The sequence below is a fragment of the Streptomyces sp. MMG1533 genome, assembly GCF_001279775.1.
Classification (GTDB): Bacteria; Actinomycetota; Actinomycetes; order Streptomycetales; family Streptomycetaceae; genus Streptomyces.
In genome coordinates this window covers 15,207-33,625 of record NZ_LGDG01000028.1, presented here as the reverse complement: position 1 = coordinate 33,625, position 18,419 = coordinate 15,207, and the positions used below count along the sequence as shown (strand labels likewise).

The 18,419-nt window shown below is 70.6% G+C and carries 18 protein-coding genes; 10 read left to right on the top strand and 8 right to left on the bottom strand.

The window, feature by feature from the left end; translation table 11 throughout:
- The first annotated feature begins 1 nt into the window (after window position 1).
- Both ADK57_RS05900 and ADK57_RS05895 read left to right on the top strand, forming a co-directional pair.
- A complete protein-coding gene (locus tag ADK57_RS05900; protein WP_053748267.1) occupies window positions 2-1,051 on the top strand; it encodes a hypothetical protein in 1,050 nt (349 codons plus the stop codon).
- Between the two features lie 171 nt (window positions 1,052-1,222).
- A complete protein-coding gene (locus ADK57_RS05895; RefSeq protein WP_053748266.1) occupies window positions 1,223-2,593 on the top strand; it encodes a S1 family peptidase in 1,371 nt (456 codons plus the stop codon).
- Here the strand turns inward: ADK57_RS05895 and ADK57_RS49800 are convergent.
- The 3 genes from ADK57_RS49800 to ADK57_RS05885 all read right to left on the bottom strand — a co-directional run bounded on the left by ADK57_RS49800 (window position 2,572) and on the right by ADK57_RS05885 (window position 4,271).
- Complete coding sequence (locus tag ADK57_RS49800) at window positions 2,572-2,718, bottom strand: hypothetical protein (RefSeq protein WP_159050017.1); 147 nt, start codon at window positions 2,716-2,718, stop codon at window positions 2,572-2,574. The genes ADK57_RS05895 and ADK57_RS49800 overlap by 22 nt on opposite strands.
- A gap of 106 nt (window positions 2,719-2,824) precedes the next feature.
- Entirely contained in the window at window positions 2,825-3,010 is a 186-nt protein-coding gene (locus ADK57_RS05890) for a hypothetical protein (RefSeq protein WP_053748265.1), read from the bottom strand.
- Between the two features lie 100 nt (window positions 3,011-3,110).
- Window positions 3,111-4,271, bottom strand: coding sequence for an ROK family transcriptional regulator (locus ADK57_RS05885; RefSeq protein ID WP_053748264.1), 1,161 nt, complete (start codon window positions 4,269-4,271; stop codon window positions 3,111-3,113).
- A gap of 168 nt (window positions 4,272-4,439) precedes the next feature.
- On the opposite strand from ADK57_RS05885, the gene ADK57_RS05880 reads away from it, so the two are divergent.
- Genes ADK57_RS05880 through ADK57_RS05865 form a run of 4 tightly spaced genes read left to right on the top strand, consistent with a single transcriptional unit; the run spans window position 4,440 to window position 8,947 of the window.
- Entirely contained in the window at window positions 4,440-5,405 is a 966-nt protein-coding gene (locus tag ADK57_RS05880; RefSeq protein ID WP_053748263.1) for a carbohydrate ABC transporter permease, read from the top strand.
- Between the two features lie 16 nt (window positions 5,406-5,421).
- A complete protein-coding gene (locus ADK57_RS05875; RefSeq protein WP_053748262.1) occupies window positions 5,422-6,348 on the top strand; it encodes a carbohydrate ABC transporter permease in 927 nt (308 codons plus the stop codon).
- Between the two features lie 9 nt (window positions 6,349-6,357).
- Window positions 6,358-7,719 carry an ABC transporter substrate-binding protein gene (locus tag ADK57_RS05870; protein ID WP_053748261.1) on the top strand — a complete coding sequence of 454 codons (1,362 nt, stop codon included), beginning with the start codon at window positions 6,358-6,360 and terminating at the stop codon, window positions 7,717-7,719.
- A 25-nt stretch (window positions 7,720-7,744) separates the two neighbouring features.
- Window positions 7,745-8,947 carry a Gfo/Idh/MocA family protein gene (locus ADK57_RS05865; RefSeq protein WP_053748260.1) on the top strand — a complete coding sequence of 401 codons (1,203 nt, stop codon included), beginning with the start codon at window positions 7,745-7,747 and terminating at the stop codon, window positions 8,945-8,947.
- A 32-nt stretch (window positions 8,948-8,979) separates the two neighbouring features.
- On the opposite strand, the gene ADK57_RS05860 is transcribed toward ADK57_RS05865, so the two are convergent.
- From ADK57_RS05860 to ADK57_RS05850, 3 genes are all read right to left on the bottom strand, one after another.
- Window positions 8,980-9,675 carry a L,D-transpeptidase family protein gene (locus tag ADK57_RS05860; protein WP_053748259.1) on the bottom strand — a complete coding sequence of 232 codons (696 nt, stop codon included), beginning with the start codon at window positions 9,673-9,675 and terminating at the stop codon, window positions 8,980-8,982.
- 128 nt (window positions 9,676-9,803) lie between these two features.
- Window positions 9,804-11,093 (bottom strand): MFS transporter, encoded by a 1,290-nt coding sequence (locus tag ADK57_RS05855; RefSeq protein ID WP_053748363.1) that lies wholly within the window; start codon window positions 11,091-11,093, stop codon window positions 9,804-9,806.
- A 58-nt stretch (window positions 11,094-11,151) separates the two neighbouring features.
- A complete protein-coding gene (locus tag ADK57_RS05850) occupies window positions 11,152-11,949 on the bottom strand; it encodes an SDR family NAD(P)-dependent oxidoreductase (protein ID WP_053748258.1) in 798 nt (265 codons plus the stop codon).
- A 50-nt stretch (window positions 11,950-11,999) separates the two neighbouring features.
- On the opposite strand from ADK57_RS05850, the gene ADK57_RS05845 reads away from it, so the two are divergent.
- Window positions 12,000-12,545 (top strand): hypothetical protein, encoded by a 546-nt coding sequence (locus ADK57_RS05845; RefSeq protein WP_053748257.1) that lies wholly within the window; start codon window positions 12,000-12,002, stop codon window positions 12,543-12,545.
- Here the strand turns inward: ADK57_RS05845 and ADK57_RS05840 are convergent.
- Window positions 12,536-13,450, bottom strand: coding sequence for an SDR family oxidoreductase (locus ADK57_RS05840; protein WP_053748256.1), 915 nt, complete (start codon window positions 13,448-13,450; stop codon window positions 12,536-12,538). The two genes, ADK57_RS05845 and ADK57_RS05840, sit on opposite strands and share 10 nt — an antisense overlap.
- Before the next feature lie 370 nt (window positions 13,451-13,820).
- Here ADK57_RS05840 and ADK57_RS05835 point away from each other — a divergent pair, with 370 nt between their 5' ends.
- The 3 genes from ADK57_RS05835 (at window position 13,821) to ADK57_RS05825 (ending at window position 17,343) form a co-directional block, all read left to right on the top strand.
- Window positions 13,821-15,188, top strand: coding sequence for an MFS transporter (locus ADK57_RS05835; protein ID WP_053748362.1), 1,368 nt, complete (start codon window positions 13,821-13,823; stop codon window positions 15,186-15,188).
- A 92-nt stretch (window positions 15,189-15,280) separates the two neighbouring features.
- Window positions 15,281-15,970, top strand: coding sequence for a response regulator transcription factor (locus ADK57_RS05830; protein ID WP_053748255.1), 690 nt, complete (start codon window positions 15,281-15,283; stop codon window positions 15,968-15,970).
- Entirely contained in the window at window positions 15,967-17,343 is a 1,377-nt protein-coding gene (locus ADK57_RS05825; protein ID WP_053748254.1) for a sensor histidine kinase, read from the top strand. Before ADK57_RS05830 ends, ADK57_RS05825 begins: the two co-directional genes overlap by 4 nt.
- Before the next feature lie 50 nt (window positions 17,344-17,393).
- On the opposite strand, the gene ADK57_RS05820 is transcribed toward ADK57_RS05825, so the two are convergent.
- Window positions 17,394-18,365 (bottom strand): TAXI family TRAP transporter solute-binding subunit, encoded by a 972-nt coding sequence (locus tag ADK57_RS05820; protein WP_234389988.1) that lies wholly within the window; start codon window positions 18,363-18,365, stop codon window positions 17,394-17,396.
- Window positions 18,366-18,419 lie beyond the last annotated feature (54 nt).

The window sequence follows — 18,419 nt, the reverse complement described above, 5'->3', positions numbered from 1 at the left end:
TGTGACCGGGAATCGTGAGGACGGGGTGCGGGCAGCGCGTCCGGTGTCCGTCGGCGGGGTGGGCGTCCTGGAGGTCGCCTGCGACGAGTCGGGGTCGGACGGCGAGAACCTCACCGGCGGGAACACCGACGTGTTCGCGCACGCGAGTGTGCGGCTGTCCGTGGAGTCCGCCGCCGGGCATGTGCAGGAGATCCGGGGCCGGATCCGCTCGCCCGCCGAGGAGTACAAGGCGAACCATCTGCTGCGGGAGAAGCACCGGGCCGTACTGGAGTGGCTGCTCGCACCCGCCGGCCCGATCCACGGGCACGCGCACGTGCATCTCACCGAGAAGGCGTTCTTCGTCGTGGACCGGGCCGTCGACCTGCTGCTCGACGACGCATCGGCGCAGGCCCTCACGCTGTTCCGGGAGGGGCGGCGGGCCTTCGGGGACGAGCGGTGGCGGGTGTTCCTCGCGGCGGCCAACCAACTGCTGCGGGTCAGGAACGACGGCGAGCCGCAGGAGCCCGTCGACGCCTTCTTCCAGGAGGTGGACAGCCTGCGGCGCGCGCATTCCGGTACGCCCGTGTCGGGCATCCTCGATCGTCTCTCGGCCGCCCGGCTCCGCGCCGACGCCTACCGGGCGGGCGTCAGCGGCGGGCCCACACTGATCCCGGTCCTCAATCCCCTGCTGCCCGCCATCGTCGCCACGGCCGCGCACTGGAGCGGGGGCGGCCGGTCCGTCCGGCTGGTGCACGACCGGCAGAACATGCTGACGCCGGAGCGCATCGCGTGGATCGAGGAGACGGCCCGGCGGGCCGGGGCCGGCCTCGACGGGTTTCGGCTCGTGGTCGCCCGGGAGGATCCGCGGGTGCAGCTCGCCGACTTCCTCGCCGGCATCGCCCGCAAGATCGCCTCGGACGAGCTGAACGGACGCGGCGATCCCGTGCTCACCGCGCTGCTGCGCCCCTACGTCGACCCGGCGTCCGTCTGGGGGGACGAGCCCAGTTGGGCGCGGCTCCGGTCGACGCCGGGTGGCACACCGGTCGACTCCGGCGTCCCCTCCGCACGTTGACGCCGGTGACGCCGGTGGAGGCCCGTCGGGGAGGACTCCGGCCTCGGCGGATTCGGAGAGATCACTCGTGCCGTGAACATGCCGGTCTCCGGCCACGTATGGATGGTGGGCGCTCAACGACCGGAGGGCCCCGTGGTGTTGACACCGCGAGTTCGGGTTCGGGAGCCATGCATGAGGCACGCACGACGACGGGTCCTCCGGCGAGTGACACGGCTGGCGGCCGTCGGCGGACTCCTCCTCGGAGGCACGATGGTCACACGGGCCATGGCGAGCGAGCCTCCCGACGGCTCCGCCGTCCCGCGGACGTACGCCTCGCAGCCCGCGGACACCGGGACAGCGCTCGTCTCGCGGCTCGGGAACTCCCGCACGGCGGGCACCTGGATCGGTGACGACGGCCGGCCGGTCGTCGCGGTCACCGACAAGGAGGCCGCCGCCGAGGTCCGGCGGGCGGGCGCCGAGGCGAAGGTCGTGTCGCACAGCATGAACGAGCTCAAGTCGGCTGCGTCTACGCTGCGTTCGGCGCCCCGGGTGACCGGCACGGCCTGGGCGATGGACTACCGGACCAACCAGGTGGTGGTACGAGGGGACAGCACCGTCTCGGCCGACGACTGGTCCCGGATGACAAAGGTCGCGGGCGGTATCGGCACGTTCGTCCGTATGGAACGCACCGAGGGCACCTTCACGCCCCGTCTCAACGGCGCGCTGCCGATCCTGTCGACCGCCGGCCGCTGTTCGGCCGGCTTCAACGTGACCGACGGGCAACGGGACTTCATCCTCACCGCCGGGCACTGCGGGCCCACGGGTTCCGTCTGGTTCGCGGACACCGGAGGCTCGGAGCAGGTGGGCAAGACGGTCACGCAGAGCTTCCCGGGCAACGACTTCTCCCTGGTGCAGTACGCGGACGGCAAGGCCGGCGACGGTGCCGCCGTGGTGGCCATCGGTGACGGCAAGGGCGTGCAGATCACGGGCGCGGCCGATCCGTCCGTCGGGCAGCGGGTGTTCCGCAGCGGCAGTACGAGCGGGCTGCGCGACGGCCAGGTGACAGCGCTCAACGCGACGGTGAACTACCCCGAGGGAACGGTCACCGGCCTGATCGAGACGAACGTGTGCGCCGAACCCGGCGACAGCGGCGGGCCGTTGTTCTCCGAGGGGGTCGCCCTCGGCGTGACCTCGGGCGGCAGCGGGGACTGCCAGTCGGGCGGTACGACGTTCTTCCAGCCGGTGACGAAGGCCCTGACCGACCTGGATGTCCAGTTGCTCGTGGCGACCCCTGCCGCGGGCGGCAGCGCGGCGCCCTCGCCGTCGGCCTCGGCCACGCAGAGCGCCATCGCCCCCGGTGCGGCCGCGCCCGGGGCGTCGGCTCCGGTGGCGGGCGGCACCGCGGGCGAGCCGCTGCTGTCCCGGCTCACGGACAGCAGGAACGTCGGTCCCGGGTTGCTGGTCATCGCGGGCAGCCTGATCGCGCTGGTGGCCACGCGGTACATCCGGGCGGAGCAGGACCGCAAGGCGTACCGGCGGTACTACTCGGCGACCTGGGGGTGACCCGCCCGGCCCCATCCGGCGGTCGGCGCTGCCGTGGCCACGGCAGCGCCCGGCAGACCGGCCGCCTGTCCGCGGGTGACCTTCTCGTGCAGCAAGGCGAGTCCGAGGACGGCCTGAGGGCCCATTCGATCAGGGGCGCCCGCGGAGGGCACAGCGATGCCCGGCCGGTTCCTGGGGATACCGGGCCGGGCGTCGAGGATCAAGAAGCGGTGGCGGGCCTTCGAGGAGTGTTCAGGCCGCTTCCGCCGGCTGCGGGGCCGCGGCGGCCCACTCCATGACGAGCCGCCGGTACTCCTCGCGCTGCTCGCCGTTCAGTGTCCCGCCCGACCGGAGCCACAGGGCCCTGATCTCCTCGTTGACCTCGTCAGCCGATCGTTCGGTAGCGGGTTCAACACTGGTGGACATGATGTGAAGCATACGGCTCCGGACGTGAAGGCCATGTGAGTAATCACGAGCTAATGGGACATTACGGACCGTGTTGCTGATCACGTCCATGTGTCAAACCCCGTGGCGGACCTCACACTTCGCCCGCCCCCAGCACCAGCACCCGGATCGCCAGCACGGCGGCGCCGCGCGCCCAGTCGTGAAAGTCGGACACCTTGGTCTCCAGGTCGATCGGGGCGGCCAGCGGGTGCCGGTGAGCGCGGATGGTGTCCTCGACCGTCTTGCCGGCCACGTCCATCAGCCCCACGCCTTCACCGGCGAGCAGGATCTTCTGCGGCATGGCGAAGTTGGCGATCTGGGCGACCAGGGTGCCAAGGGCGCGCGCGGCCTCGTCGACGACGCGGGCGGGCAGGGGCTCCCCGGCGGCGGCGAGCGCGAGGATCTCCTCGTAGGTGTGGTCGCGGCCGGTGGCGGCCTGGACCTGGTAGCGGATGTTGCCGATCGTCAGCAGGGAGACGGCGCTGCCGCGTTCGCCGTCGGGGGTGAGGGGGCCGTTGGGGTTCACGATCCAGTGGCGGCCGAAGCCGCGGTCCTCCTCCGCGTACGGCACGCGTTTGCCGCCCAGGACGAGGCCGTAGCCGATGCCGGCGCCGATGGTGAGGACGACGAACCGGTCGAGGCCGCGGCCGGCGCCGAACCAGGTCTCGGCCTCGACGAGGGCGGCGACGTCGTTCTCGACGACCACGGGCAGCCCGGTGCGCTCCTCGACGAGCGCGGCCAGCGGGACCTCGCGCCAGTGGAGGAACGGGGACTCCCCCACCACGGCCCGGTCCTGGACCAGGCCGCCGACACCGATGCCGACGCCGGCGATCCGGGGGTGGCTGCGGGTGAGTTCGTCGGTCATCTCGGCGAGCAGGTCGGCGACTTCGGCGGGGTCGTGGGTGGTGAGCGGCCGGTCATGGCGGGCGACGATGTCACTGCGAAGGGTGGTGACGACGCCGTAGACCATGTCCTCGGTGATCTTGAAGCCGAGGAAGGAGCGGGACTCGGCGACGACGTCGAGCGGCTGCGAGGGGCGCCCCTGGCGGACCTCCGCCGGGGTGCCCGCCTCGGGGACCTCGACCAGCAGGCCGGATTCGATGAGCGGCTTGGTCAGCCGGGTGAGGCTGCCCGCCGAGAGGTCGAGCCGCCGGGCGAGGTCGGTGCGCGACAGCGGACCGTGGACGAGCACCTCGATCGCCACCGAGCGTTCGCCGGAGCTCAGGGGAAGCCAGCTGGCGGCACCTGCGGTCATGTACGTCAGACTCCCACAAAGATTTCTTTCGCTGTAAAAACAACGTGACCATTCTAAGGCGCTTCGCCCGCCCCGGAAAAGATGTTTGCACACCTCTTGACGCCTGGATTCTTTCGCCACAAAAGTAAGTGGCCGAGGACGAGCCGCCGCAGACGAGGGAGTCTCCCGATGACTATCGCCTCCAGCAGCCCTCCGTCGCGTCTGCCACTGGGCAGCGCCGAGGGGGCACGGACCAAACCGAGGGCGGACCGGGCAGGAGCCGGTGAGAACCGGGGCGACGGGCGTCTGGCCGCGGTGTTCATCGCGCCGGCCCTGCTGGGCTTCGTGGTGTTCCTGCTCTGGCCGACGCTGCGGGGCATCTATCTGAGCTTCACCCGCTTCAACCTGCTCACGCCGGCGGAGTGGGTGGGCCTCGACAACTACGCCCGGATGGTCCACGACCCGATCTTCTGGGACTCCCTGACGGTCACCGTCGAGTACGTGCTGATCAACATCGGCATACAGACGGTCTCGGCTCTCGCGATCGCCGTACTGCTGCAGCGGCTGACGCAGTCCGCCGTGCTGCGCGGCCTCGTGCTCACGCCGTACCTGATGTCGAACGTGGTCGCCGGCATCGTCTGGCTCTGGATCCTGGACACCCAGCTCGGGATCGGCAACGAGATCATCTCGGCGGTCGGTGCCGACCGGATCCCGTTCCTGGCGGACGAGACGTGGGCGATCCCGACGATCGCTCTGATCAACGTGTGGCGGCACGTCGGCTACACCGCCCTGCTGCTCTTCGCGGGCCTGCAGGCCATCCCTGGCGACATGTACGAGGCCGCGAGGGTGGACGGCGCGGGCGAGTGGCGGATGTTCCTGCGGATCACCATGCCCCTGTTGCGACCGGTCCTGGCGGTCGTGTTGATCATGACGGTGATCGGTTCGTTCCAGGTGTTCGACACGGTGGCCGTGACGACCGGCGGCGGACCGGCGAACGCCACCAACGTGCTCCAGTTCTACATCTACGGCGCCGCCTTCGGCCGCTTCCAGTTCGGCTACGCCTCCGCGATGTCCGTGGCCCTGCTCGTGGTCCTGAGCGCGATCACCGTCATCCAGTACCGGCTCACCCGGGCCGGCCAGACCGACCTCGGCTGAGCGGAAGGAGTTCGCCATGGCTACCGTGACCTCCCCGACGACACGGACACACGTACGACCCCTCAGGCGCCGGCCCTCCCTCGGGCGGATCGCGGCCTGGGCGGTGATGACCGCGATCGTGCTCATCACCCTGCTGCCGTTCTACTGGATCCTGCGCACCGCGCTGTCCTCGAACGCCGGACTCGCCGCCAACCCGGCCGACCCCCTGCCGGTCGATCTGACCACCGGCGGTTTCGAGCGAGCGCTCGGCCTCCAGTCGACCAAGGAGGCGATCGCCCAGGGCGGTGCGGGCGGCGGACTGAAGTTCTGGCGCTATCTGCTCAACTCGGTGGTCGTCTCGACCCTTGTCACCGTCTGTCAGATCTTCTTCTCCGCCATGGCCGCCTACGCCTTCGCGCGGCTGCGCTGGCGCGGCCGGGACAAGGTGTTCGCGCTGTTCCTCGCCGGGCTCATGGTGCCGACCATCTTCACGCTGCTGCCGAACTTCGTCCTCATCAAGGAACTCGGCCTGGTGGACACGCTGCTCGGGATCTCCCTGCCGACTCTGTTCATGACGCCGTTCGCGGTGTTCTTCCTGAGGCAGTTCTTCATGAACATCCCGAGGGAGGTCGAGGAGGCCGCCCTGCTCGACGGCGCCGGGAAGGTGCGGATCTTCTTCCGGGTGCTGCTGCCGATGGCGTCCACGCCGGTGCTGACCCTGGCCGTGCTGACGTACATCACCTCCTGGAACGACTACTTCTGGCCGCTGATGGTGTCCTACAGCGACAGCTCGCGCGTGCTCACCGTCGCACTGGCCGTCTTCCGTGCGCAGACCCCGCAGACCGGCACCGACTGGTCGGGCCTGATGGCGGCCACGCTCATCGCCGCCCTGCCGATGCTGGTGCTCTTCGGGTGCTTCGCGCGCCGCATCGTCAGCTCCATCAGCTTCACCGGAATCAAGTAAGGGGCGGACATGCGGATTCGGCTGCACACACGGATACGTACGGTCGTGGCCGTGACCGGGGCGCTGGCACTCACCCTGGTCGGCGGATGCGCCAAGGGCGACGGCACCGGAGCATCGGCGAACACGGTGACGTACTGGCTGTGGGACGCCAACCAGCTGCCCGCCTACCAGGCGTGCGCCAAGGACTTCGAGAAGCAGAACCCCGGTCTGAAGGTGAAACTCACCCAGATGGGCTGGGACGACTACTGGACCAAGCTGACCGCGAGCTTCATCGCCGGTACCCAGCCGGACGTGTTCACCGACCACATCCAGAAGTTCGGCCAGTTCGCCGACCTCGACGTCCTGGAACCCCTCGACGATCTCGGTATCGAGGACGCCGACTACCAGCCCGGGCTCGCCGCCAACTGGATGGGCCAGGACGGCCACCGCTACGGCGCCCCGAAGGACTGGGACACCGTCGCCCTCTTCTACAACCGGAAGATGGCGAAGGACGCCGGCCTCACCACCGACCAGCTCAGCGACCTGGCCTGGAACCCGAAGGACGGCGGCACCTTCGAGAAGGCCATCGCCCATCTGACCGTCGACAACAAGGGCAGGCGGGGCGACGAACCGGGCTTCGACAAGAACAACGTCAAGGTCTACGGCCTGGCCACCAACGGCGGCGGCGACGGAGACGGCCAGACCCAGTGGAGCAACTTCACCGCCTCCGCGGGCTGGACCTACACCGACAAGAAGCGCTGGGGCACGAAGTACCAGTACGACAGCAAGACCTTCCAGTCGGTCATCAAGTGGTACTTCGGCCTGGCGAAGAAGGGCTACATGGTGCCCTTCACCGACTACAACTCCCAGTCCAACCAGGCCAACACGCAGGTCGCCGCGGGCAAGGCGGCCACCGCCTTCGACGGAGCCTGGATGATCTCCTCGTACGACGGCTTCAAGGGCATGGACATCGCCACCGCCGTCACGCCCGTCGGCCCGGCCGGCAAGCGCGCCACGATGATGAACGGCCTCGCCGACTCGATCACCAGGAACGCCCACAACAAGCAGGGCGCGAAGAAGTGGGTGCAATACCTGGCGTCGAACGAGTGCCAGAAGACGGTGGGGAGTTACGGCATCGTCTTCCCGGCCACGCCCGACGGCACGAAGGCGGCGGTCGCGGCGTACGAGAAGAAGGGCATCGACGTCTCGGCGTTCACCGAGCCGGTCGCCGACAAGAAGGACTTCACCACCTTCTCCTATCCGATCACCAACTACGCGGCCGACGTGTACGCGTTGATGCACCCGGCCATGCAGGACCTCTTCGGCAACGGCAAGTCCGTCAGCAGCCTCGACGAGACCAACGACCAGATCAACCTGATCCTCGACCAGTAAGCCACCAGTGAAGGGCACGCCCCACATGACGTTCTCCCTCGGCATCGTCGGCGCCGGACAGTTCTCGGGCCAGTTCGCCAAGCTGTTCCTGGCCCATCCCGGCGTCAGCGATGTCTACGTCACCGACCTCCTTGCCGAGCGGGCCGGGCAACTCGCCGCCGCCGAAGGCCTCACCGGCACCTTTCCCTCGTACGAGGCCATGCTGGAGTCGAAGGACGTCGACGCGGTCGCGATCTTCACCCAGCGCTGGACGCACGGACCGCTGGTCGTCCAGGGACTGAACGCCGGCAAGCACGTGTACTCCGCCGTCCCCATGGCCGTCACCACCGAGGAGATCGCGGCGATCATCGACGCCGTCAAGGCGACCGGTCTGACCTACATGATGGGCGAGACCAGCCAGTACAACCCCGCGACCGTGCACGCCCGCAACCAGATCGCGCAGGGTGCCTTCGGCCGGATCTTCTACGCCGAGGGCGACTACGTCCATGACATGGACTTGGGGTTCTACGAGGCGTACCAGTACAGCGGCGGCGCGAACTGGAAGGAGACCGCCAGCTATCCCCCGCTGCTGTACCCGACCCACTCGGTGGGCGGGGTGCTGGGCGCCTGGCAGACGCACGCGGTGAGTGTGTCGGCGATCGGCGTGGTCGACGAGCGCGGGGACGGCGTGTTCGACAAGGAGGTCAGCCGGTTCGGCAACGACCTCTCCAACGCGACCGCGCTCTTCGAGGTGGCAGGCGGCGGGTCGTTCCGTACGAACGAGTTCCGGCGGGTCGGCTATCCCTCCCACATAAGGGAGTCGCGTTTTAGGTTCTTCGGGACGGAGGGGAGCATGGAGCAGCTCGCCACGGTCGCCCTGTGGCAGGACAAGAGCGGGGTGCAGGACATCAGCGAGCTGCTGGAGCCCAAGCCCACGATGTCCCCTGACGATCCGTCACTTCAGCACATCGCGCCGGATCTTCGGGCCGCCTTCACCTCGGGGTCGGCGCCGGTGCACGACCGGGCGCGACTGCCGCGGGAGTTCGACAACCTGCACAACGGTCACGAGGGCAGCCACCACTTCCTGGTGGACGACTTCGTGACGGCCGTGAACACGCGAACGCTGCCGTCGGTGAACGCATGGGTGGCCGCCCGCTACACCCTGCCGGGCATCGTCGCGCACGATTCCGCGCGGCAGGGCGGGGCCAGGCTGGAGATCCCGGACTTCGGGGACGCGCCGGGGGCCTGAGCGTCCCGTGACGGCCGGGTGCCTGAGCCGCGTCAGGTGCCCGGCTTGCGGCCGTACACGAAGACGTCGTCGCCCTTCTTCAGCAGCGACCAGTACTTCTTGGCGGTGGTCGTCGTCATGTTGACGCAGCCGTGCGAGCCGGGCGGGTTCCACATGCTGAGGCCGACGGAGTGGAAGGCCTGCCCGCCGTCGAAGAACTGGCTGTAGGGCATCGGCACGTCGTAGATGCTGGAGACGTGGTCGATGTCCCGCCAGTAGATCTTCTTCAGGCCGGTGCGGGTCTCGTAGCCGTCACGGCCGGTGCGGACCGGGACGGGGCCGTAGACGAGCTTCTTGCCGTCCTGGATCCAGCTCAGCTGAAGGCTCAGGTTCACGCAGGCGATGCGGCCCTTGTTGACCGGGCACTTGCCGTCTTTGTTGGGGTTGGTTCCCACGGCCTTCTGCTTCAGCATCAGGTTCATCACGCCCCAGGTGACGGGGCCCGCGTACCCGGCGTTCGGCGTGATGCCGTGCTTGTTCTGGAAGGCCTGGATGGCCTTGCAGTCGGCGGCCGACTGCTTGCCGTCGACCGGCCGGCCGAGGAACTTCTCCACCTGCTTCTGGTAGGGGCCGGTCTGCGTGGTACAGCTCGCGGCCTGCGCGGGCGTGGCGCCCAGCGCGAGCGTGAGCGGTGCCACCAGTCCGGTGATCCCGAGTGCGACGGCGCCTCGTCTGCGTATGTCCCCCATGACGGACCTTCCTTTTTGCCTGGATCTGCACGGTTTTGCTCATCCGGTTTCACGTTCTTCGCCTGCTAGACCGGTGCCCGGCGCCATCGGTTGTAGCACCGCTCACGTTGCGACGAAACGGTGACATCTCACACCGCGGGCCGAGCGCTACCGCCTCGGTGCCGGCTCTCCGACGTCGGTGTCTGTTGCCGGGTCGGGAGTTCGCGGCGGGTGCGGACCGGGGAGAGGTAGACCGGCAGGAACGCCGTCGCCAGCAGCGCGCCGCCCACCCAGAGCGTCGGGCGTACGCCGGCCAGCTCACCGATCAGGCCCGACACGGCGGCGCCGACGGCGAGGGATCCCGACAGAACGAACCGGAACGTGGCGTTCATGCGACCGAGCAGGTCGTCCGCCGTCATCCCTTGGCGCAGGCTCACGCCGAGAACGTTGTCCATGCCCGTCTTGAACAGCGCGAGGACCCAGCCCGCACCGGCGATCCACAGCCAGGGACCGTGGCCGATCAACGGCACCAGGAGTCCGGCGGGCGCCAGACACACTCCTGCCAGCCCGAGGGTACGGCCGTGGCCCAGGCGCCCGGCGACGGCTCGGGCGCAGCGGGCGCCGAGCAGCAGACCCAGGCCGCCTGCCGCCCAGAACAGGCCCAACGCGCCGGCGGGGAGCCCGAGTTCGCGGACGAAGAGGATGGGCAGCATGGTGTTGACGATCTGCATGCCCAGATTGGTCAGGGCGGCGGTGAGGGCGAGGGCACGCAGTTCCGGGTTGCCGAAGACATGCCGCAGGCCTTCGGCGATCTGGGCGCGCAGTCCGGCGTGCCCGGCGCGGTGACCGGGCGGGGTCTCCTCGCGGCGGATGAAGGTGAGTTGGAGCGCCGAGGCGAGATGGGCGGCCGCCGCGCAGAACACCGCCACGGGTGCGCTGAGCAACTGGACGAGGGCACCGCCGGCGCTGCGTCCGGCGACGTTGCCCATCGCCTGGAGGCTGACCATGGCGGTGTTCGCCCGCACGAGGGCTCCGTGGCCCACCAGTCGGGGCAGGGTGCTCTGTGAGGTGACGTCGAAGAAGACGGTCGCGCACCCGTTCAGCAGGACGACGGCGTACAGCTGGCCGAGCGTGAGGGTGTCCGCCCACCAGGCGAGCGGGACGGAGGCGAACAGGACCGCACGGGCCAGGTCCGCCCCGATGAGTACCCGGCGGTGCCGCATCCGGTCCACCCAGGCCCCGGCAGGCAGCCCGATGAGCAGGAACGCCAGGGTGCTCAGCGTGGCCAGGACACCGACCTGGCCGGGGCCGGCGTCGAGCGCGGCGACGGCGAACAAGGGGACGGCGACGTAGGTGACGTTCGTGCCGAGCTGGCTGAGCGTGGTCGCGGCGAACAGATTACGGAAGTCGGCGGTACGCCATGGGGAGTCGGACAGCACGGAAGAACGCTGCACGAGACCGTCGCCGCAGGACAAGTGAAAAGATCTACAGATACCGTTAAGCGTTCCTAAGGTGTCCGATCGCCTGGCGGAACCCCGTGTTGGCCGCGGTGAGGCCGCCGTCGACGGTGAGCGTCGTCCCGGTGATCCAGGCCGCGTCGCGCGAGGCCAGGAAGGCTACGGCCGCCGCGATGTCCTCCGGTTCGCCGACCCGGCCGAGGGGGTACAGCTCGCGCACCGCGTCCAGCTCGTCCTCCCGGCCCTCCCAGGCGGTCGTGCGTACGGTGCCCGGAGCGACGAGGTTGACGCGGACCCCGCGAGCGGCGGCGTGTCCGGCGAGGGTGCGGGTCAGGGAGCCGAGGCCGGCCTTGGCGGCGCTGTAGGCGTGGTTGCCGAAGTCCTGGAGGCCGTTGACGGAGCCGATGTTGACGACGGCACCGCGTCCGGAGGCCGCGAGGTGCGGAAGAGCCGCCCGGGCGCAGCGGTATGCGCCGGTCAGGGTGACGTCCAGGTCGCCGGCCCACACCTCCTCGGGCTCGTCCTCGAAGAGCGGGGCGTCGGGGGTGCACCTGCAGGCGTTGTTGACCAGGACGTCGAGGCCGCCGAAGGCGGTGACGGCGTGGGCGACGGCCGCATCGACGGACGCCCGGTCCGCCACGTCGCACGTGAACGCCCGGGCCGCGAGCCCCTGTCGGCGGAGAGCGGCGGCGGTGCGCTCCGCCTCGGGCGGGTCGACGTCGGTGACCAGGACCTGTGCCCCTTCTTCGGCGAACCGCAGGGCGGTGGCGGCTCCGATGCCTCTGGCGGCGCCGGTGACGAGAACTCCGTACCCCTCGAAGCGCTGTGTGTGCGTCATGGGGCCGACGGTAGTGCCGCAACGATCAACCGGGCAGGTACCGTGCGGCCATGTCCGCGTTCCTGCAGCAACTCCCCGCCCTCTTCGGTGTCGTGATCGGCGCGCTCGGCTCGTACTTCGCGGTCGTGCGCAGCGACCGGGCCCGGTTCCAGCGTGAGCAGGCGGCCCGTTGGGAGGAGCGCAAGCTCTCCGTGTACGCCGAGTACGCACGGACGTTGAAGAAGTCCGTCACCCTGACGTACCGGGTCGCCGCCCACCTCGGCAACGACCCGCACCCCCACCCGCTGTCCCCGCAGGAGGCGGCACCGCTGATGGCCGAGGCGACGACCGCCCGGGATCCGTCCGGGGAGGCGCTGATCCTGCTGGGCAGTCCCGAGGTGGTGGAGCGGGCCCGGGCGTGGGTGGTCGCCGTGATGGAGATGGAGCGGTTCCTGCGCGAGGGGACGCGTGATCCGCAGGCGTGGCAGGGCCTGCTGGAGCGGCAGCGCGCCGGACGCGAGGGCTACTACGCGGCCGTACGGGACGACCTGGCGCTGCCGCCGGGTCACTCGGCGCGCTGGCCGCTGCCCTCGGGTGGCACCACGCTTCAGCGGTAGCCGGTGACGTCCGCCGGCTTGTCCGCGTCCTGCACCTCGACGAGGTAGCGCCAGGCGTCCGGGCGGCTGCCGTCGAGGTCGGTGAAGCCGTACACCTGGGCCAGCCCGCCGCTGGAGAGGGACTCGCCGTTCCAGCGCGCCACGTCGGGGTCGGCGGCGAGGGCGGCCACGGCGCGGCCCACGAAGCGGGGGGTCTCGGAGATCGCGAAGTGGGGGACGCGGGCGGTGGCGTCGCGCCAGTTGTCCTCGCGCACCCCGAAGTTGTCGAGCATCATCTCCGACCGCAGCCAGCCGGGCGTGAGGGCGACGGCGGTGGCGCCGCGCGGGCCGAGTTCACGGGCCAGGGCGAAGCCCATGCGCAGGACGGACGTCTTGGCGAGGTCGTAGAAGAAGCTGTTGCGGTAGGTGTCGCGGTTGTACTCGGCGGTCCCGTCGGTCATCTCGACGACCAGGCCGCCGGGGCGGCGCAGGAGCAGGGGCAGGGCGTGGTGGCTGGTGATCGCGTGCGTCTCGACGGCGAGCCGGAGCAGCCTGAGGCCCTTGTCCAGGTCGTGCTCCCAGACGGGGGCGTCCCAGGCGAAGAGGTGCTCGCCGCCCCAGACGTCGTTGACGAGGACATCGAGGCGGCCCTGCTCCTCCGCGATGCGGTCGACGAGCGTGCGGACCTGTGCCGGATCGAGGTGGTCGGTGGGTACGGCGATGCCGTGACCGCCGGCTTCGGTGACCAGGTCGGCGGTGTCCTCGATGGTCTCCGGCCGGTCGTACTCCGAGCGCCGGACGCGGGTGCTGCGACCGGTGACGTAGACGGTGGCGCCGGCCGCTCCGAGCTCCACGGCGATGCCCCGGCCGGCTCCCCTCGTCGCCCCGGCCACCAGCGCGACCTTGCTTTCCAGCGGCTGTGACATGTTCGGCCTCCCGTGCCTCGTCCCGATGTCCCTTCCAGGGTGACGGGTAAGCCGGACATCTTCTGTCGCCTTTTACGGTGGCCGTGGCGGCGAAGCCTTTCTGACGCCTGGATCGGCAACCGACTCGCCACCCGCCACGACGCGGGCATCGACAACCGGCCCTGCGTGCTCCGGATCCGTCACGGCCGGACGGCTCGGCCCCGCGTGCGGCCCGGGCCCTTTCTTAGCGGGATGTTAGATCTGGATTCCGGACCTTGTACGGGCTCGGCAGCCACCCGCATGCTCATGCGCACTCCCCGCATCGGGACATCTTCCCGTCTCCCGTCAAAGACGACTTCCCTTTGGAGCCGCCATGTCTTCCGCTGCCGTCATGCCTGGAACCCCGCCCGAAGACCTCCGCGCGAAACGCCGCCTCGCCCTGGTCGGCGGATCGCTCGGCAACCTCGTCGAGTGGTACGACTGGTTCGTCTACGCCAGCTTCGCGATCTACTTCGCCGACTCGTTCTTCCCCGGCGACAACCCGACCACGCAGCTGATGAACACCGCGGGGATCTTCGCGGTCGGATTCCTGATGCGGCCGGTCGGCGGCTGGGTTCTCGGCCGCGCCGCGGACCGGCACGGACGCAAGAGCGCGCTCACGCTCACCGTCACCATGATGTCGGTGGCCGCCCTGCTGATCGCCCTCGCCCCCACCTACGGCCAGGCCGGCTACTTCGGCGCCGTGGTGCTGCTGCTGGCGCGGCTGCTGCAGGGCATGAGCATCGGCGGGGAGTACGCGGCCAGCGCCACGTACCTGGTCGAGGCGTCCGCCCGCAACCGGCGCGGCCTCGGCTCGTCCTTCCAGTACGTGTCGATGACCTGCGGCCAGATCCTCGGCCTGGGCATCCTCATCACGATGCAGCACACACTGACCACCGCCCAGTTGGAGAGCTGGGGTTGGCGCATCCCGTTCGTGTTCGGCGCGATCTTCGCGCTGGTGGTGTTCTGGCTGCGGCGCCGGCTGGAGGAGACCGACGCGTTCACCGAGGAGACCGGTGGTGCGACGGGCCACGACGACAGCTCGCGCGGCACGCTGAAGGTTCTGTGGCAGCACCGCCGCCAGGCGGGCCTGGTCATGGCGCTCACCCTCGGCGGCACCGTGGCCTACTACACGTACACCACGTACCTCACCAAGTACCTGGTCGGCAGCGCGGGCATGGCGAAGAACACCGCCACGCTGGTGAGCTTCACCGCGCTGACCGTCTTCGCCGTGCTCCAGCCCCTCGCCGGGATGCTGTCCGACCGGATCGGCCGCCGCCCGCTGCTGATCACCTTCGCGGTCGGCTGCACCGTCGGCACGTACCCCATCATGACCGCGCTCGGATCGGCGTCCTCCTACTGGGGCGCGCTCGGCCTCTCCCTGCTCGCCCTGGTGATGATCACCGGCTACACGTCGATCAACGCGGCCGTGAAAGCGGAGCTGTTCCCGACCCGGGTGCGCGCCCTGGGCGTGGCGCTGCCGTACGCGATCGCCAACGCCCTGTTCGGCGGGACGGCGGAGTACGTGGCGCTGTGGTTCAAGGACAGCGGCCACGAGACCATGTTCTTCTGGTACGTGTCCGGGTGCGCCCTGGTCTCCCTGATCGCCTACGTCCTGATGCCGGACACCCGCAATGCCGCGCTCAGCCGCGCCGAGACCGAGGCGGACGCCGACGGCGCCCGGGGTGCGGCAGCCGCTCCCGTCGAAGCCGTCCGCTGAACCGACGACTGCACCCACGATGGAACCCACGGTGACCTGGGCGAGCCGCTTCCGTAAGCTGCTGCCCTGGTCACTGCGGCTCAAGGACTCCCATGCACGCGCTTCTCGTCGAGGACGACGACCGCATGGCCCAGGCCCTCGGCACGGCCCTCTCCCAGCGCGGGCACACCGTCCGCCGGGTCGGCCGGGCCATGGACGCCCTGCGGTACATCCGTGAGGCCGAGTTCGTGCTGCTCGACCTCGGGCTGCCGGACCTCGACGGACTTGAGCTGCTGCGGCGGCTGCGCACCGTCTGTCACGCGCCGCTGATCGTGGTCACCGCCCGCTGCGAAGAGCGCGACATCGTGCAGGGACTGCGCGCCGGCGCCGACGACTACGTGGTCAAGCCGTTCCGGATGAACGAGCTGATGGCCCGGATCGACACCGTGCGCCGCCGGACGGGCACGCCGTCGGTGCGTGCGGAGGGCGAGGAGGTTGCCGTCCGGGCCGGCGACGTGGAGATCGACGTCGTGGGCCGCGCGGTCACGGTCGCCGGGACCGCGGTGCGGCTCACCCGGCGCGAGTTCGACGTTCTGGCCTTCCTGGCCGCCCGCCCGGAACAGGTGCACTCCCGCGAGGAGATCCTGTACCGGATCTGGGGCGACGCCTTCCTCGCCGCCTCCCGTTCCCTGGACGTCCATGTGGCCGGCATCCGCGCCAAGACCGGTCGGTCCGACCTGGTCCGCACCGTCCACGGCTTCGGCTACCAGCTCGGCTCCCCACAGGCGCGCGGCGAGCGATGAGACGCAGACTCCTCACCGTGCTCATGGTGCTCATGGGAGCCGCGACGCTGCTGCTCTCCCTGCCCCTCGCCGGCTCCTACGCCGACGGGCGCACCGAGCACCTGCTCCTCCAGCGGCGCTCCGAGGCGGTCCGGTTCGCCGAGCTCGCCGACCGGATGCGCACCGACGCCGACCGTACCGAGCTGTCCACCGAGATCCGTCGCTACGCCGAGCTGTACGGAGCCCGGGTGACCGTGGTCGACACGACGGGACGTGCGGTAGCCCGGGCGGGACCGAGCACCTCCTCGTCCTCCGACCCGGCGGCGGACGAGTCCCTGCAGCGTGCCCTGACCGGCCGTTCCACCGAGCGCCTGCCCACCATCCGTCCATGGGGACCGGACACGGTGGTGCTGGCCGAGCCCGTCGGGCGGGACGAGCGGGTGAGCGGGGCGGTACTGCTGACCGTCCCCACCGAGGCCGCCCGCCACGACGTGACCGTACGTTGGTCCCTCATCGCGGCCGGCGCGCTCGCCGCCTTCTCGGCCGCGGCCCTGGTCGCCGTGGGCATCACCCGGTGGCTGATGCGCCCGGTCCGCGACCTGGACCGGGCCGTGGAGGGCCTTGCCTCCGGAAGCCTGACGACACGGGCCGTCTCCGACACCGGTCCGCCGGAGCTGCGTAGCCTGCGGCAGCACTTCAACACCATGGCCGAGGCCATGGCCGACTCCATCGGCCGCCAGCGCGACTTCGTCGCCGACGCCTCCCACCAGCTGCGCAACCCGCTGGCCACCCTCGTGCTGCAACTGGAGAACGTCGAACCGCACCTCTCACCCGGCCTCGGCCGGACCGAGCACGCCCGCGCCCTGGACGAGGCCGAACGCCTGGAGGAACTGCTCGACGGACTCCTCGCGCTGGCCCGCGTGGAATCCGGCAGCGCGGAACCGGCCGAGCAGGACGTGTCGCAGGCGGTACGCGAACGGGTCGTGGCCTGGACCCCGGTATTCCGAAAGGCCGGGGTGGAGCTGGCCGCCTCCGCCGTCCAGGACGACCTGCGGGCACGAGCCCTGCCTGACGCGGTGGGCCGGATCCTCGACGCGCTCCTCGACAACGCGGCCAAGTTCGTGCCCTCCGGCGGCCATGTCGAGGTGCGCGCCGTGCTCCGGGACGGCGAGGCGGCCGTACGGGTCGCCGACGACGGACCCGGGGTGCCCGAGGAGCAACTGCCCTTGCTGCTACGGCGGTTCGCCCGGGCGCCCGAACATCAGAACGTTCCCGGCAGCGGGCTCGGCCTGGCCATCGCCGACGAACTCGCCCGGCTCAGCGGCGGCCGGCTCGGCGTGAGTGGCAACGCCCCGCACGGCCTTGCCGTGGAGCTCCGGCTGCCGTCCTGCTGAGCGCGCCTGCACGCCCGCTCCGCCGCACGCCCGCCCCGCCGCACGGCTGCTCAGTCGTACACCGACCGGTAGTACGCCACGGCGCCGGGGTGCAGCGGCACCTCGGCGGTGGAGATGGCGAACCGGGGCTCCAGCCGGGCGCCCGCCGTCACCTCCCGCAGCAGCACGCGCCACCGGTCGAACACCACCTGGAGCACCTCGCGCACCGCACCCTCCGGCACGTCGGCACGGGCCATCAGATAGTTGCCGACCCCGATGGTGCCCACCGGCTCCGTCAGGCCGTACGCCCCGGCGGGAATCGTGACGGCCGTGTAGACCGGGCCGTACCGCTCGCGCAGTGCGCTCACCTGGCCCTCCAACGGCACGAACCGCAGCGGCAGTTCACCTGCGAGCGTCGACAGCGCGGGCGTCGGCACCCCGCCCGACCAGATCAGCGCGTCCACGGTGCCCTCGCGCAGCGCCGTCACCGACGCGGCGAGTCCGAGCCGCCGCTCCGTCACCGCCCGTTCGCCGGTCAGCCCGGCCGCCCGCAGCAACCGCCCGGCCACCACCTGCACGCCCGATCCCGCGGCACCCGCGGCGACCGGCCGCCCGGCGAGATCGCTCAGCGAGCGCACCGGCCCCTCCGCCGGTACGACGAGGTGCGTGTAGTTGACGTAGACCCGGGCGAGCGCCGTCACCGCGGCGCTGGGCCGGGAGAACGGCTCTCGTCCCAGCACCGCGTCCTGTGCCGCGTCCGCCATGGCCAGGGCCAGTTCCACCGAGCCGTCCTGAAGCCTCCGCAGATTGTCCACACTGGCCGCGGTGCCCACCGGAACGATCGCCAGCCGGCTCCCGCTCCCGGCGACGGCCTTCGCCAGGGCCGTGCCGAAGGCGTTGTACGGCCCTCCCTCGGGCCCTGTCGCGAACCGCAGCCGCCGTACCGGCCCCACGTCCTGCGTGCACCCGGCCGGCACCGCCGCCGCGACCACGCCGAGCCCGGCCGCCAGCGCTCGTCGACGGCTCACCGATGCGCTGGTCACCAGCGAAGAGTAACCGCCGCTGGTGGTCCTGCCGACCCGCGCGGGCTCCATGTG

Bases quoted from the DNA above. Each gene is read 5' to 3' on its own strand.
- ADK57_RS05895 (WP_053748266.1), top strand. From the start codon at position 1,223: ATGAGGCACGCACGACGACGGGTCCTCCGGCGAGTGACACGGCTGGCG.
- ADK57_RS49800 (WP_159050017.1), bottom strand. From the start codon at position 2,718: ATGGGCCCTCAGGCCGTCCTCGGACTCGCCTTGCTGCACGAGAAGGTC.
- ADK57_RS05890 (WP_053748265.1), bottom strand. From the start codon at position 3,010: ATGCTTCACATCATGTCCACCAGTGTTGAACCCGCTACCGAACGATCG.
- ADK57_RS05885 (WP_053748264.1), bottom strand. From the start codon at position 4,271: ATGACCGCAGGTGCCGCCAGCTGGCTTCCCCTGAGCTCCGGCGAACGC.
- ADK57_RS05880 (WP_053748263.1), top strand. From the start codon at position 4,440: ATGACTATCGCCTCCAGCAGCCCTCCGTCGCGTCTGCCACTGGGCAGC.
- ADK57_RS05875 (WP_053748262.1), top strand. From the start codon at position 5,422: ATGGCTACCGTGACCTCCCCGACGACACGGACACACGTACGACCCCTC.
- ADK57_RS05870 (WP_053748261.1), top strand. From the start codon at position 6,358: ATGCGGATTCGGCTGCACACACGGATACGTACGGTCGTGGCCGTGACC.
- ADK57_RS05865 (WP_053748260.1), top strand. From the start codon at position 7,745: ATGACGTTCTCCCTCGGCATCGTCGGCGCCGGACAGTTCTCGGGCCAG.
- ADK57_RS05860 (WP_053748259.1), bottom strand. From the start codon at position 9,675: ATGGGGGACATACGCAGACGAGGCGCCGTCGCACTCGGGATCACCGGA.
- ADK57_RS05850 (WP_053748258.1), bottom strand. From the start codon at position 11,949: ATGACGCACACACAGCGCTTCGAGGGGTACGGAGTTCTCGTCACCGGC.
- ADK57_RS05845 (WP_053748257.1), top strand. From the start codon at position 12,000: ATGTCCGCGTTCCTGCAGCAACTCCCCGCCCTCTTCGGTGTCGTGATC.
- ADK57_RS05840 (WP_053748256.1), bottom strand. From the start codon at position 13,450: ATGTCACAGCCGCTGGAAAGCAAGGTCGCGCTGGTGGCCGGGGCGACG.
- ADK57_RS05835 (WP_053748362.1), top strand. From the start codon at position 13,821: ATGCCTGGAACCCCGCCCGAAGACCTCCGCGCGAAACGCCGCCTCGCC.
- ADK57_RS05830 (WP_053748255.1), top strand. From the start codon at position 15,281: ATGCACGCGCTTCTCGTCGAGGACGACGACCGCATGGCCCAGGCCCTC.
- ADK57_RS05825 (WP_053748254.1), top strand. From the start codon at position 15,967: ATGAGACGCAGACTCCTCACCGTGCTCATGGTGCTCATGGGAGCCGCG.